At 64.1% G+C, this 14150-nt stretch carries 8 protein-coding genes; 2 read left to right on the top strand and 6 right to left on the bottom strand.

The window, feature by feature from the left end; translation table 11 throughout:
• Positions 1-232: 232 nt before the first annotated feature.
• Positions 233-4105 carry a DUF7929 domain-containing protein gene (locus AC3CCE_RS15125; RefSeq protein ID WP_352624086.1) on the bottom strand — a complete coding sequence of 1291 codons (3873 nt, stop codon included), beginning with the start codon at positions 4103-4105 and terminating at the stop codon, positions 233-235.
• Between the two features lie 10 nt (positions 4106-4115).
• Positions 4116-6389, bottom strand: coding sequence for a hypothetical protein (locus tag AC3CCE_RS15120; RefSeq protein ID WP_352624129.1), 2274 nt, complete (start codon positions 6387-6389; stop codon positions 4116-4118).
• A 202-nt stretch (positions 6390-6591) separates the two neighbouring features.
• Between AC3CCE_RS15120 and AC3CCE_RS15115 the strand changes: the two genes are divergently transcribed.
• Both AC3CCE_RS15115 and AC3CCE_RS15110 read left to right on the top strand, forming a co-directional pair.
• Positions 6592-8184 carry an ABC transporter substrate-binding protein gene (locus AC3CCE_RS15115; RefSeq protein WP_352511097.1) on the top strand — a complete coding sequence of 531 codons (1593 nt, stop codon included), beginning with the start codon at positions 6592-6594 and terminating at the stop codon, positions 8182-8184.
• A 6-nt stretch (positions 8185-8190) separates the two neighbouring features.
• Positions 8191-9054: a hypothetical protein gene (locus tag AC3CCE_RS15110; protein WP_352511098.1), complete on the top strand. Its 864-nt coding sequence runs from the start codon at positions 8191-8193 to the stop codon at positions 9052-9054.
• 6 nt (positions 9055-9060) lie between these two features.
• On the opposite strand, the gene AC3CCE_RS15105 is transcribed toward AC3CCE_RS15110, so the two are convergent.
• The 4 genes from AC3CCE_RS15105 to AC3CCE_RS15090 all read right to left on the bottom strand — a co-directional run bounded on the left by AC3CCE_RS15105 (position 9061) and on the right by AC3CCE_RS15090 (position 14146).
• The gene (locus AC3CCE_RS15105; protein WP_023689944.1) at positions 9061-10002 is read right to left on the bottom strand and encodes an alpha/beta hydrolase; all 942 of its coding nucleotides are present in this window, start codon (positions 10000-10002) and stop codon (positions 9061-9063) included.
• Between the two features lie 123 nt (positions 10003-10125).
• A complete protein-coding gene (locus AC3CCE_RS15100) occupies positions 10126-10908 on the bottom strand; it encodes a carnitinyl-CoA dehydratase (RefSeq protein ID WP_023819477.1) in 783 nt (260 codons plus the stop codon).
• Positions 10901-12979, bottom strand: a complete 2079-nt coding sequence (locus tag AC3CCE_RS15095; protein ID WP_352511100.1) for an acetate--CoA ligase family protein — start codon at positions 12977-12979, stop codon at positions 10901-10903. The genes AC3CCE_RS15100 and AC3CCE_RS15095 overlap by 8 nt, the downstream gene beginning before the upstream one ends.
• 3 nt (positions 12980-12982) lie before the next feature.
• Positions 12983-14146: an acyl-CoA dehydrogenase family protein gene (locus AC3CCE_RS15090; RefSeq protein ID WP_352511101.1), complete on the bottom strand. Its 1164-nt coding sequence runs from the start codon at positions 14144-14146 to the stop codon at positions 12983-12985.
• Positions 14147-14150 lie beyond the last annotated feature (4 nt).

Raw genomic sequence — 14150 nt, 5'->3', positions numbered from 1 at the left:
GGGAACGGCTTTCCGTCCGGAATTGCGTGAAAACAAAGAGATAGAGCGGTTCGGCGTTTCCACGAAACGATGAACTGCTCTAGACCATGATCCCGAAAAGGGAAAGTCGGTATTTGCTGCGCCCGGCAGCGGGTTCGGCGAATACCTGGCCGCCCGATCGCCGCAGCGCGCCCAAGGAAAACCCCGCCGGATCGCTCCGACGGGGCTCTGAATTTTGACTCGTATCCAGATCCTATGGCTTGAAGTTGGCCGCCGGATCCCTTTGCGGCTGTACCTGCGTCTGCGGCGTGCGCTTCGGTATGAACTGCTGAAGGACACCTGGATTGAGCAACAGGGTCGGATCGAGCGACGGCTGCTGCCGGATGGCTCTGCAGTTCGGGAACCGACCAACGGTGCCTTCGGGGCAGCGCCGCCTGATGATCGGCACGCACTGGCCGCCGACCATCTGCGAGCCCGGGGCGCAGTCTCCCACCTGCGGCCTCGGCTTACGGCATGCGCCGTCGATCACCTGGGTGCCGCGCGGGCAAACACACTCGCCGCGCTTGTTGTGCACCTGGCCGCGTATGTCGCACTGTTCCAGCACAGGCTTCTTCTGCCGGCAGGCATTGCCTTGCACCTCGGTACCCCGCGGGCAGACACAATTGCCGTTGGCGTCGTGGACCTGGCCGCGGATCGAGCACTGCTCGGGCTTCGGCCGGATCGGCCGGCAGACCTTGCCCCTGACTTCTGTGCCGTCCGGGCAGACGCAATCGCCATTGGCGTTTTGGATCTGACCACGGATCGAGCATTGTTCAGGCTTTGGCCGGATCGGCCGGCAGGCTCCATTGCGCACCTCTGTCCCACGCGGGCAGACACAATCGCCATCGGCGTCATGAACCTGGCCGCGTATGCCGCACTGCTCGGGCTTCTGCTTGTCGCGCACGCAGGCATTTGCCTGTCGGTCGAGATGCGTACCTTCCGGGCAGTAGCAGCCATTGCCGTCCGACGTCGGGACCGAACCGGGGATGGTGCAGCCAGGCTTGTCGGTCTTGACGCAAGCGCCGTTCTCAAGCTCGGTTCCGCGCGGGCAGACACAGCGTCCATCCTCGGTGCGGATCTGGCCCTTGAGCAGCACGCAGGGCCTCGGATCCTTCGGCTGGATGATGACGCCGCCGTCGGGCGAGCACTGGCCGTTGCGGAACGTCGTGCCTTCCGGACACACGCACCGGCCGGCATCGTTCATGACGAAGCCTGGCGAGCATTCCTTCTTCACCTCGCGCTTGATGGTGAACGGATGGCAGGCATAGGCCTTGCCGCGATCGCCCTGGACGTTGGTCAGGTCGCCGGGCAGTACGTCGCCGCCGCCTTGCACCCTGGTGTCGGGAGACAAGACGCCGACGCAGTTCTGGCCGCTGACGTTGCCCCGCAGATTGACCAAGGGAGCGTCGGGAAGGACCACGGTGACCTTGTGCACATGGCTTTCCCCGGCGCCGAGCGTCAGGTTGGCAATGCAGGTCAACGGCAAGGTCGTCGGTTCGGGCGAGCAGCCGAAGGGCGGTTCGATCGAGGTGATCGCGACGCCTTGCAGCCGCCCCAGCCCGTCCACCCCGATCGCATCGCCGATGCGGACCGGACCGGAGAAGGCGGTCTGGCCATCATTGGTGATGGTGATCTCGAACGAGCAGGGTTGCCCCGGCTGGCACTCGGCATCGCCGGTCTTCTTGACGCTGATGGTGGACGTGCCGCCGCCCTTGGCGCAGGCCTGGCCGATCGGGTAGACGACGTCGTCTCCAGGGGCCGGGCCGTATGAGCCGCGTGCGCAGTTCTCGAACGCGCCATTGGCCAAGACCGTCACGTCGAAGTGCCTGGAGGTTCCGGGCGTCATCGCGGCGCCGGGTATCTGGCATGACAGCGCATTGGCCGGAACCGCTCCGCAGGCCCATTCCGCACCGTCGGGTGTGACGGTCTGGATCTGGACCGGCGCGCCACCCGATATCAGCGTGGCAGCATCGTTGACCCGCACCGGACCGGTGGGGGCAGAGGTGCCAAGGCTGATGACGGTGATGCGGCAGGAAACCACCGCCGCACCGGCGAGCGAGCCATTGCAGACCTTGGTGATGCGTAGGGTCGGCTTGCCGCCATTGGGATGACGGAAGCGTTCCTTGGCGCAGGCCTTGTTGTTGGTGAGGTCGACCTCACCGGGGACGGGCTTCAGCGCCGCGCAGTTCTCGACCGAATCCGACTGGTAGCCGGCCGGCATGACCGCCCTGACGACGATCGGCGTCGAGGCGCCCGGCATCAGCACGATGCCTGCATTGTCGCAGCGGAACTGGCCGGGACCGTTCGGTCCGCATGTCCAGGGCGGAGACGGGCCGAAGGTCGAAGAGGCCGGCGCGCCGCCCGGGTAATTGTCGATAACCGTCAGCGGCCCATTATAGGGGACGCTGCCATTGTTGATGATGTCGATCACGAAGTAGCAGATGCCGTCGGGTGTGCAGACCGGGATGCGGGCACGCTTCTTCAGGATCAGGTCGACCTTCTTGTCGACCGGGGGCCGGCAATCGCGGTCGCGGTCGCCACGCCGGCAGATCGGGATCGAGGCACAGCCGCGATCGTTCTGCTGGCTGCCGAACAGCGGCTTGCCGCTGGCGCCGTAATTATAGGTGGCGCAGTTGCGCAGCGCGCTGCCTTGCCAACCACCCGCCGGCTTGAAGCCGAGCTTGAGGTTGATGGAGGCCCCCGGATTGAGCGTGGTCACCGGATAGGTGCACGTCATCGGGGTCACGCCGGGCATGCATACCCAGGGCGGATTGGGCCCTGAATCCAGAGTCGAGCCGGCCGGCAGCGTCACCTCGTCGAGCACGATCTTGCCGTGATACGGCCCGTCGCCGACATTGGTGACCTTGATGGTGAAGTCGCAGCCGCCCCCCATTGTGCAACGCGTCACGTCGGCGCGTTTCTCGACCTTGAGGTCCGGTTCCTTGTCCTTGGGGGGACATCTCAAGTCACGCGGGATGACGATGTCGATGGTCTGCGTGCAGCATAGTCCCCAACCCTCCTTCGGGCCGGCATAGGTCTCGATGCCGGTGACGATGAGGTGGATGACGTCGCCGGGCGATGCACCGACGATCTTCCAGTTCAGCACACCGCCGCCCGCCGGCACCAATTGCGTGTCGGGGATGATGGTGATGCCTGGGGTCGTCGTCGATACCTGCACCCATTTTCCGCCCATCTCCGGGCCGACAGGCATGTGGTAGATGAACGCGCCGCCGCCTTGCACGCAATCGACCGTGCCGCGCTCCACCTTGAAACATTCCCGGTCGGGAGGCGGAGGCCGCTTGTCACAGTTGGTGAGGTCGATCTTGATCGAGGTCTTGGCCCCGGTCTTGTAGTCGCCGTCGTCGGGCTTGCCCGGATCCTGCGACGGGATGATGGCCCCCGTGCCGACGCCCGGCGTCACCTTGATCATGCCCTGGTTGTCGACGATGGTCGGCGAAGGAAACGCCGCATGGTCGATCTTGGCGGTGATCTTGAAATTGATGACGCGTTCATTGCCAGCCCCAGCGCCGTCGAGATCGGTGGTGGAAATCCGGAAATCGGAAACCGTTGCCGTATCGTTCGGATTAGCCGAGGTGCTGATTGTCGCACCCGGCAGCGGTCCGCCAGACGCATCCGTGCCGTCGCCGGACACGTTGACGTTGACGATCGCAAGACCGTGCGGAAGCTGATCCTTGAAGTCGAGTTGGAGTTTCTTCAGCCTGGCCGAAAAGCTTGGGTCGGCAAAGCCTTGCGAGTCGCCGCGCAGGCCAAAGCTCAGGGAGTAGACGACGTAGTCGCAGCTCCTCTGTGTGCCTGTTTTGGTGAAGAACGGCACGATCCGTTCCGGCCTCGGATTGACGATTTTTGAATTGTCGAGGTCGAGCCGCAGTTCCGGAGTGATCGGGACTGCATCTTCGGCGTGGCTTGCCACAGGGGTGAACATGGCGACCGCGATACCGGCCGCCATCAGCCAGCGCGCGCCGCGCCTGGCATATGACGGGGGTTTCATGATGGTCTCCATGACGGTTGGCTGCTTGCCGGTGGATTGACTGCTGTTCGCGGTCGGGGAAAGTGCGAGATTTTTCATCTTCCCCTCCTCAACGTTCGCAGCTGACGGCTGGGGTTCTGAGCGGCAAAGTCATCTTGCAGCAAGGGTAGTAGCCACCCTTGTCCTTGTCGGACTGCCTGTAGAAGCAAAGTCCAACATCGACTCTGTCGCCCGGAGAATGGCCGGTGATGTCGACCGTGTAAGGCTTGCCGGGAGCATGCGACTGGGGTGATGTCACCCCGACGCCTGGTGTCCTGGACTTTGTCTCACTGGAAGGCTGGACCTTGATCGAATCGCCGCCAAAGCCGGCATGGTCATGGAGATAGAGGTCGGCCTGGAGGCCGCGAGGCGTGCAGTAGAACTGAACATCCTCGACATCGATGCACGGAGGCAGATCGCCGGGCGGTGGGAAGTCCGGCGGATAGAACGGCGGCAGATAACCGCCGGGGATCTCTTCATAATAGCCGGCCCGGCCTTCGCAGGGGTGCCAGACCTCGACGTCGCCGACATGGCCTTCCACTTCTGGGTCTTCGAAATAGCCGTCGAAGTCGACGAACCACGAGCCGAAAGGCGGCACGTTGGCCGGCTTGACCAACGGCGTCGGCGTGATCTGCACGCCGTGCACGGCAAGCGGCCCGCCGGCGGCGAGCTGGTCGGCAAGTGTCGGGTTGTCGCGCAGCTTGTCGCCGGTGTTGACCAGCGTGTCGGTGCACACGCCGGTGTCGAGATTGCCGTCGGCGTCATAGCCATATTGCAGGTCGAGCCCACCGGCCGACTGCCGGTTGCCTTGCGGGAAGCCGACTGCATATTCCTGCGGCTCTTCCACCCAGACCGATTCCGTCGCCGGATCGTCCGGGTTTTCGCGCCAGTAGCGGATGACCTCGCCCTTGCCGGAATCGGCGAACTGGCTGTAATCGTAGCGATTCTCGACCGGGCCGCGCTGCGCCAGATACATGAAGCCCTGGTTGTCGAAGGCGATGTCGGTGACGGCGTAGTCCTTGTCGGCCTTGACCGTCAGCTCCCAGCGCGGATCACCGGCAAAGCTGCCATCGCGGGCAATGCCAACCGACCAGATCTCGGCCTTTTCGCCGACCGAATAATAGAGCCGGCCGCCATGATAGGCGACGGACCAGACGCGGCGTTCGTCCTGCGTGTAGCCCCATGTGTCGGGGTCTTCCGAGTCGAAGGCAGCACCCTGTATGTCCATCACCGCACCGTCATCGGCGACGGGAGCCAGCCCATGCGCCGGCCGCCCGGCAACGCCGTGATCGAATGTGTCGATCAGCGTGCCGTTGGCGTCGAGGCGGTGGATGAGGCCGGTGTCGAGATCGCTGGCGAAGAACTCGCGGTGATTGCTGTCGAAGCTGATGTCGCCGATGCCGGAACCGCTGTTGGTGTCAATGTCGGCGAATTTGGAGACCGCGCCGGTGATGCCGTCGATCTTCCAGATCGTGCCCGGACCGCCACCGCTTTCGGTGCCGAACTGGCCGTCCATGAAGACGGCGCCTGCGGTGCCGCGGCGCTGTCGCTCGGGCCGACCGTCGGCATCTTCGTCCGGGGTGACGATACGGATGCCGTGCAGCGAGGTCGCGCCGGCATAGAGATTGGGGACGCCCGAGGGAACGCCGTCGCGCATACCGTCATCATAGGTGATGGCGAATACCTGGCCGATCTGTTCGGCCGTCACCTCGAAAGGCGGCGGCGTGTAGACGAGCTGGCCGGAAGCCGGTCCGCCGAGCGCCGAAACGTCGAAGACGCGCAAGGTGGCGCGCGTCGTGTCGATGAAGGTTTCGTCGACCGGGTCGACGCCGGGCGGCAGCCCCCCCCTTTCGGAATCGGCAGAGTCGAAATTGGGAATGACGGTGCCGGAAAATCCGGTGACCGCCATCGAGCCGGGATAGATGATCCGGGTTTCCTGCGCTTGGGCGGCTGTGCCCAACCAGAGCGCGGCGTTCAGCGCCAGGGCAAGCAAACCGCCGCCCAGATGGAGCGAACGGCGCAAACCGCCGCTTGGAGACGACATGGACGCGCCGCGATCGCAGGACATAAAACTCCCCCCGAAGTTTTCGGGAGGAACATCCGGTGCGGCCGCGCGAAACAGGGCAAGGCGCGGCGTTCCGGCACGTTCGTCCCTGATCGAATTGTCTGCTTTCCTCATCTTCACGATACGCCTGCTCCTGCGCAGGGTCAACGGAATCAGCCGAAAGCCCAGCGCATCGACTCCATCCCGAAGGCGGTGGTCGCGCTGAGCTTGCGTCAGTCCCGGAGACCGTGGAGCCTCTGGGGTCCTGGTCATGGGGGCATCCTTTCCGGCCCGCACCATGCGGCGCCTGGTCGTCAGTCGCAGGCTGAAGCGGAAAGGTTCATGCAAAACGGCGGCCGGGTCTGTCCGCCATTTCACATAGGCGCGGCCAATTCCTTGTGTCAACTCAAGGTGGAAAACAGTCTTGGCGCGCGAAAGACCGGCCGGCTTACTTACCGTCAGTGCCGGCTTCTGCTAGCGTCTTCCCAACCCTGGGGGGATCATGACACGCAGGCACTTCGTTCTCTTGCTGGCGGCGCTTTTTCCATGTGCGTTGCCGGTCCATCAATCCGTAGCCAAGACCTTGGTCTACTGCACCGAGGTTAGCCCCGATACGTTCGATCCCGCACTCGCCTCCGGATCCCGCGACGCCTCGGCCACCGCTCTCTACAACCGCATGGTCGAGTTCGATCCCGGCACCACCAAGGTGCGCCCCGGCCTTGCCGAAAGCTGGGAGATTTCCGACGACGGCCTCACCTACACATTCCACCTGCGGCACGGCGTGAAGTTCCACAGCGTCGAGGGTTTTACGCCGAGCCGCGACTTCAACGCCGATGATGTGCTGTTTACCTTCGACCGGCAGGCCAACGCGCAGAACCCGTTCAACAATTACGCCAAACGCCAGTACATTTACTTCGACGGCATCGGCATGCCGGATCTTGTCGCCGGTTGGCGCAAGCTTGACGACCATACTGTGGTGATGACGCTGAAGGCGCCGCATTCGCCGATGCTTGCCGACCTGGCGATGGATTTCGCTTCGCTCGTTTCCAAGGAATATGCCGACAAGCTCGTCGCCGAGAAGCGGCTTCTCGACCTGGCGCTGAAGCCGGTCGGGACGGGTCCATTCCAGCTTGTCGACTACCAGCAGGATGCAGTCATCCGCTACAAGGCCAATCCGGACTACTGGCGCGGCAAGCCGACGATCGACGATCTCGTCTTCGCCATTGCCACCGATGCCAGCATTCGCATGGAAAAGCTGCGCGCCGGCGAATGCGATCTCATGCCCTATCCAAATCCGGCCGACCTGGAGGCGATCAAGGCGACACCCGGCATCAAGGTCATGCGGCAGGAGGGCCTCAATACGGGATACCTCGCCTTCAACACCTTGCAGAAGCCCTTCGACGATCCAAGGGTGAGGAAGGCGATCGCCATGGCCATCGACACCCAGGCGCTGGTCGACGTCGTGTTCCGCGGCACCGGTGAAGTCGCACGCAATCCGCTGCCGCCGACCTCCTGGGCCTATGACAAGACGAGCCCCGATCATGTCTTCGACCCCGCTGCCGCCAGGCAGGGGCTCGCCGATGCCGGCGTAAAAGACCTGCACATGAAGATCTGGGCGATGCCGGTGCAGCGTCCCTACAACCCGAATGCGCAGCGTATGGCCGAAATGATCCAGTCCGACCTGGCAAAGATCGGTGTCAACGTGGAAGTCGTGACGTATGAGTGGACAGAATACCTTGCGCGCTCGAAGTCACGCGACCGCGACGGCGCCATGCTGTTCGGCTTCACCGGCGACAATGGCGACCCCGACAACTTCCTGTCGGTGCCGCTTGGCTGTGCCGGCGTCGGCACCACCAATCGTGCCAACTGGTGTTTTCCGGCCTTCGACGATCTGCTCAAGCAGGCAGCCGGGATCGTCGATCCCGCTGCCCGCGCAAAACTCTATTCGCAGGCGCAAACGATCTTCAGGGAGCAGATGCCGTGGGTCGCTATCGCCCACTCCGTGGTCTCGATGCCGATGCGCGAACAGGTGACGGGCTATGTCATGGACCCCTTTGATCACCATGATTTCTCGGGCGTCGATATCAAGGAATAGCGTTCGGTGTCTGCCGCCGATCTCGATGTCTATGTAGAGAGCCTGCGCAATTTCCGACTGGTGCGGAGCTATAGCATCGCGCAGTTGCTGCCTTACCTGGAACAGGCTGGATTGAAAGTGCGCCTGCTCGACCGGCCAGCCGGCCGAGATCGGGCGCCGGTGGCCTTTCTGCATGTCGACCTGACAGTCGTGCCGCCAACGTACCGCGGGCTCGGCCACCTCTACGACCGCACCATCAATGGCCGCGCGCTGTCCATCCACCGGCACCTTTATTCGACACTGAAGCTGGAGGCAGGCGACAGCCACGAGGGGCCGGTTGTCGTCAAGACGGTCCTCAACTCCAGCGGCCGACCAGAGCAGCGCTGGTGGCAGCATCGCAACGGCCTGACCAGGAGCGCGCATGCCATCCGCAAGCTCTTCGAACCCGGCTACAAGGACCGCCTTTGCCCGCCCTATAAGGTCTACCAGACGATCGGCGAGGTTCCGCGGGATGTATGGCGCAACAATCGCCTGATGGTGGAAAAGTTCGCTTTCGATACGCTCGACCTGCCCATCGTCAAGCACCGCTACATGTTCCTGCTCGGTGCCGAGGTCAACATGCGGCAGGTCTACGACGATGTGTTGTGCGCCGGCTCAAAAATCCTGAGCAATGAGGTGGGCGGCGCCGTCCCGCCGGAGGTGCTGGCGGTGCGGCAAAGGCTCAATCTGGATTTCGGCGCCATCGACTATTTCATCGTCGACGGCAAAGGTATTGTCGTCGATGCCAACAAGACCGTCGGCTCAAATCCGGAATGGCTGAAGAAAAACCGCTTTCGCCGGGAGTTCAACGATCGCATGGCCGAGGCGCTGATCGCCTTTGTCCGCGGTTGAGCCGGATCACCAGATCCAGTCGCCCTTGCCCAGCACGGAAACCGCCTCGACAATGCGGCTGAAGGAGGCGCGGGCCCGGCCGACCGTGTGCCTGGCCCGGAGATAGCCATGCACCAGCCCCGGCTCCTCGGACCAGCTGGCGTGTCCGCCTGCGGTAAGGATGCGGTCGCGGTAGGCCTCGCCGTCGGACGACAGCGGGTCGCATTGCGCGGTGATCAGCACGGTTGGCGGCAGTTTGGTGAAATCGGTGTCGGCGAGCGGCGACAAGGTGATGTCACCAGTACCGTCAGCGCCGCCGGTGCGGATGTGCTTGTAGAATTCGAGATCGCGCATGGTCAACATCGGTGCTTCGGCGTGCGTGACATACGAGCCCTTCGAACGGTCGCCGCCGAGGCCCGGATAGATCAGCACCTGGCCGATCGGCTTTTTGGCATGGCCACGCCTTGCGTGAGCAACAGCCGCGCAGAGATTGCCGCCGGCGCTGTCGCCGCACAGCAGAATAGGGCGGTCGTAGGTTTTGGCTGCCCATTCGAAGGCACGTAAAGCATCGTCGAAAGCGGCCGGGTGCAAATGCTCCGGCGCCAGCCGGTAATCGATGGAACCCACCTCGTAACCGGTGCGGGCGCAGAGCTCGGCGCAGACATCGTCATGGCTGTCTAGGCCGCCGAGGATGAAACCCCCGCCATGGATGTAGAGCACCATCGCCGCCGTGTTCGGGGTAGCGCTGCGATAGATGCGGATCGGGATGTCGTGTGATCGGTTGGCAATGAAAGTCGTTTCCGCCGTCACACCATTGGGATAGCCGGCAAAGAACTCGCGGCACATCCGGTCATAAATCGCACGCTGCTGGGCGATGGTGTAGTCGATCGTATCGGGCGGGTAATAGGAATTGGTCCGCTCGATGAAGGCCCAGGTCTCGGCATCGATGAGGGTTTTGTAGTCGGTCATGCAGCTCCTTTACCTCCCCCTTGATGGGGGAGGTCGCCGCGAAGCGGCGGGTGGGGGTGGTGGCGCATCACCCCACCCCGGACCTTCGGTCCGACCCTCCCCATCGAGGGGAGGGTAAAGAGGCTACTTCCCCTTCCACACCGGGTCGCGCTTTTCTGCGAACGCGCGAAACCCTTCCATATTGTCCTCCGAGCCATACAGCGCATCGACCGTCGCCAATTGCCGGCGCGTCACGCGGTTCATCGCGTCCTGGAAGGTCAGCGCCTCCGCCACCCGCGCCGTCTCCTTGATCGCGGCGAACACCAGCGGCGGGCCGCTGGCGAGCAGCCTTGCGATCTCCCAGACGCGCTCCTCGAGCTTGTCCTTGGGCAGCACTTCGTTGACCAGGCCCCAGCGATGCGCTTCCGCCACATCCATCCAGCGGCCGGTGAGCAGAAGGTCCATGGCGACATGGTAGGGAATGCGCTTGGGCAGCTTGATCGTCGCGGCATCAGCCAGCGTGCCGGCGCGGATTTCGGGCAGGGCGAAGGAGGAATGGTCGGAGGCGAAAATGAGGTCGCAGGACAGCGCCAATTCGAAGCCGCCGCCCACCGCCATGCCGTTGACGCAGGCGATCACCGGCTTGTTCATGTCGCGCAGCTCCTGCAGGCCGGCAAAGCCGCCGACGCCATAGTCGCCGTCGACCGCATCGCCACCGGCTGCTGCCTTCAAATCCCAGCCGGCGCAGAAGAACTTGTCGCCGGCGGTCTTGACGATGGCGACGCGCAGTTCCGGATCGTCGCGGAACGCCTTGAAGGTCTCGCCCATCAGCCGCGACGTTTTCAGGTCGATGGCGTTGGCCTTGGGCCGGTCGAGCGTGACCTCGAGGATGGTGCCTTCGCGGCGAGTTGAAATGACGTCAGACATTCTTCTTCTCTCCCAGCACCAGCAGCGCGTCGGCAATCCAGGCGCCCTTGCCTTCGGCGCAGACGATCAGCGGGTTGATGTCGAGTTCCTCGATCTCGCCGGCATTCTTCTGCACGAAGCCGGCAATGCCTGCGATGGCGTCGATGGCCGCGGCGACATCGGCCTTCGGCCGGCCGCGATAGCCCTCAAGCAGAGGGAACAGTTTCAGGCCGCGTAGCGCCGCCTCGATATCGTCGCGCGTTGCCGGCAGCATCAAGGTCACGCTGTCGCGCAACAGCTCGACCAGCAAGCCGCCAGTTCCCAGCGTCATGACGGCGCCGAACATCGGGTCGCGGGTAAAGCCGACAATCAGCTCGGCGACGCCGTCGCGCACCATGCGCTCGACATAGAGCCCGGTGCCGAGCGGCAAGAGATCGTGCGCCGCGGTGCTGACGGATTCGGCGTCCTTGAGGTTAAGCCTGACAGCGCCGACTTCCGACTTGTGGGTGACGCCAAGCGCCTTCAACGCCACCGGGAAGCCGAGCGCCATCGACGAAATCACCGCTTCGACGGCATTGGCGGCGCGTTCGGCCTTCGGCACCGGCAAGCCGGCCTCGATCAGCCGCGCCTTGGCCTCGGCCTCATCAGGCGTGACATGGTCGCCTCCGGCCGCACCTGCAGCCGTGGTGTCGATCGGCTGCGCCTGCGGCTCGGCCCAGGCCCAGCCGATGAAGGCTGCCGCGCCTGCGGCGTCCATGGCCTCGGAAATGCCGAACAACGGCACCATGCCGCGCGCCATCAGTTCGGCGGTGTATTCCTCCGGCAGGTTCTCCGGCAGCGAGGAGACGATCGCACCATGCGCCTTGTTGGTCTTCAGCGCCGATTCGAAGGCGCGCAGCGTCGCCCACCAGTCGGTGACCGAGCAGCGGTCGGGGCGTGGAAAGTCGAGCACCAGCATGTTGAGGTCGAAGCCGCCCGACACCATGGCGGTGAAGGTTGCGGTCATCGCCGGCTCGTTGTTCCAGATGAAGGTGTGATAGTCCAACGGGTTGGCGACCGCGACCAGCGGCCCGAGCGTCGATTTGACATGGGCGCGGTGCTTGCTGGTGAGCTCCGGGAAGTTAACCCAGCGGCCTTCGGCGCTGTCGGCCATCACCGAGGCCTCGCCGCCTGAGCAGCTCATCGACGACAGACGATAGCCGGGCAGCGGCCCGGTGACATGCAGCAGCTTCAGCGCCTCGATGAAGGCGGGGATGGAATCGACGCGGGCAATGCCGAGCCGCCGCAGGAATGCGCCCGAGGCAGCGTCCGAGCCAGCCAGCGATGCCGTGTGCGAGACCGTCGCCTGCCGCGCCTGTTCGGAGCGACCGACCTTCATGGCGATGATCGGCTTCTTCAGTTCGCGCGCCCGCGCCGCCAGCTTCTCGAAGCCGGCTACCGAATCGAAGGCTTCGATGTGCAGGCCGAGCGAGGTGACGCGCTCGTCCTCGATCAGGCCGAGCGCCATTTCGGAGAGGCCGGTCTGCGCCTGGTTGCCGGCGGTCATCAGGAAGGCGATCGGCAGGCCGCGCTTCTGCATCGTCATGTTGATGGCGATGTTGGAGGACTGAGTGATGATGGCGACGCCCTTGGCGCCTTCGGGCAGCCTGATGCCGCCATGCTGGTCGGGCCATAGCAGCGCGCCATCGGCATAGTTGATCAGGCCGTAGCAGTTCGGCCCGATGATCGGCATCTGGCCTGCGGCAGCCACCAGTTCGGCCTGCAGCCGCTCGCCGTCATCGTCATAGGCCTCGGTCTCAAGAAAGCCCGCGGCAAAACAGACGGCGCCGCCGGCGCCACGCTTGGCCAGCGCCTTGATCACCTCGATGGTGAGATGCCGGTTTACGCCGACAAAGGCGGCGTCGGGCGCCCCGGGCAATTCGGCGACCGAGCGATAGGCCTTACGGCCGGCGACCTCGTCCTTGTTCGGATGCACCGGCCAGATTTCGCCGACAAAGCCCATCTTGATCGATTGGGCGACGACGGCGGCGGCCTGGGCCCCGCCGAACACCGCGATGGATTTTGGGCGCAACAGACGCTCAAGCTTGTGCATGGGTTATGCCCCGAACGGGCGCAGCAGCGCCCGCGAAATGATGTGGCGCTGGATTTCCGACGTCCCTTCCCAGATGCGCTCGACGCGGGCGTCGCGCCAGATGCGTTCCAACGGCAGGTCGTCCATCAGCCCCATGCCACCATGGATCTGGATGGCTTCGTCGGCAACGAAGGCGAGCATTTCGGTAGCCTTCAGCTTCGCCATGGCCATGTCCTGATCGGTGACGGTGCCCTGATCGTACTTCCAGCCGGCTTCGAACACCATCAGGTCCGCCGCCTTCAATTCGGTCGCCATGTCGGCGAGCTTGAACGACACGCCCTGGAACTTGCCGATCTGCTGGCCGAACTGCTGGCGCTGCGCGGAATATTCGATGGCATGACCGAGCGCCCGCTCGGCGCGGCCGAGACAGGTGGCGCCGACTTGCAGGCGCGTGGCGCCGAGCCAGGAATTGGCGACGTCGAAGCCCTTGTGGACCTCACCCAGCACCTGGCTTGCCGGCAGGCGGCAATCGTCGAATTCGAGGATGGCGTTGGTGTAGCCGCGATGCGAGACGTTACGGTAGCCGTCGCGCACGGTGAACCCCTTGGTGCCCTTGTCGACGAAGAAGGCGGTGATCTTCTTGCGCTTGCCGCGCGGCGTTTCTTCCTCGCCCGAAGCCATGAAACAAATCGCGAAATCGGCAAGATCGGCATGGGAGATGAAATGCTTGGTGCCGTTAAGGACCCAGTCGTCGCCGTCCTGCACCGCGGTCGCCTTCATGCCTCGCAGGTCGGAGCCGGCGCCGGGCTCGGTCATCGCCAGGCAGTCCCACTTCTCGCCGCGGATGCACGGGAACAGGTACTTTTCGCGCTGCTCGGGCGTGCCGGCGAGCAGGATGTTGGAGGGGCGCGCGACGCAGGTCCAGTGCAGCGCATAGTTGGCGCGGCCGAGTTCCTTCTCGTAGAGCAGCCAGGTCACCGTATCGAGGCCGGCGCCACCGACATCGGCCGGCATGTTGGCCGCATAGAGCCCCGCTTCGACTGCCTTGACCTTGATCTCCTCGATCAACTCGCGGCGCAGCACGCCGGTGCGCTCGACCTCGCGTTCATGCGGGTAAAGCTCATTCTCGACGAACGCGCGCGTCGTCTCGACGATGAGCTTCTGTTCCTCCGAAAGACCGAAATCCATGGTC

This window comes from Mesorhizobium sp. P160187, assembly GCF_057766425.1.
Note: the sequence above shows the minus strand (reverse complement) of the source record. Positions and strands in the feature narration are given on the sequence as shown.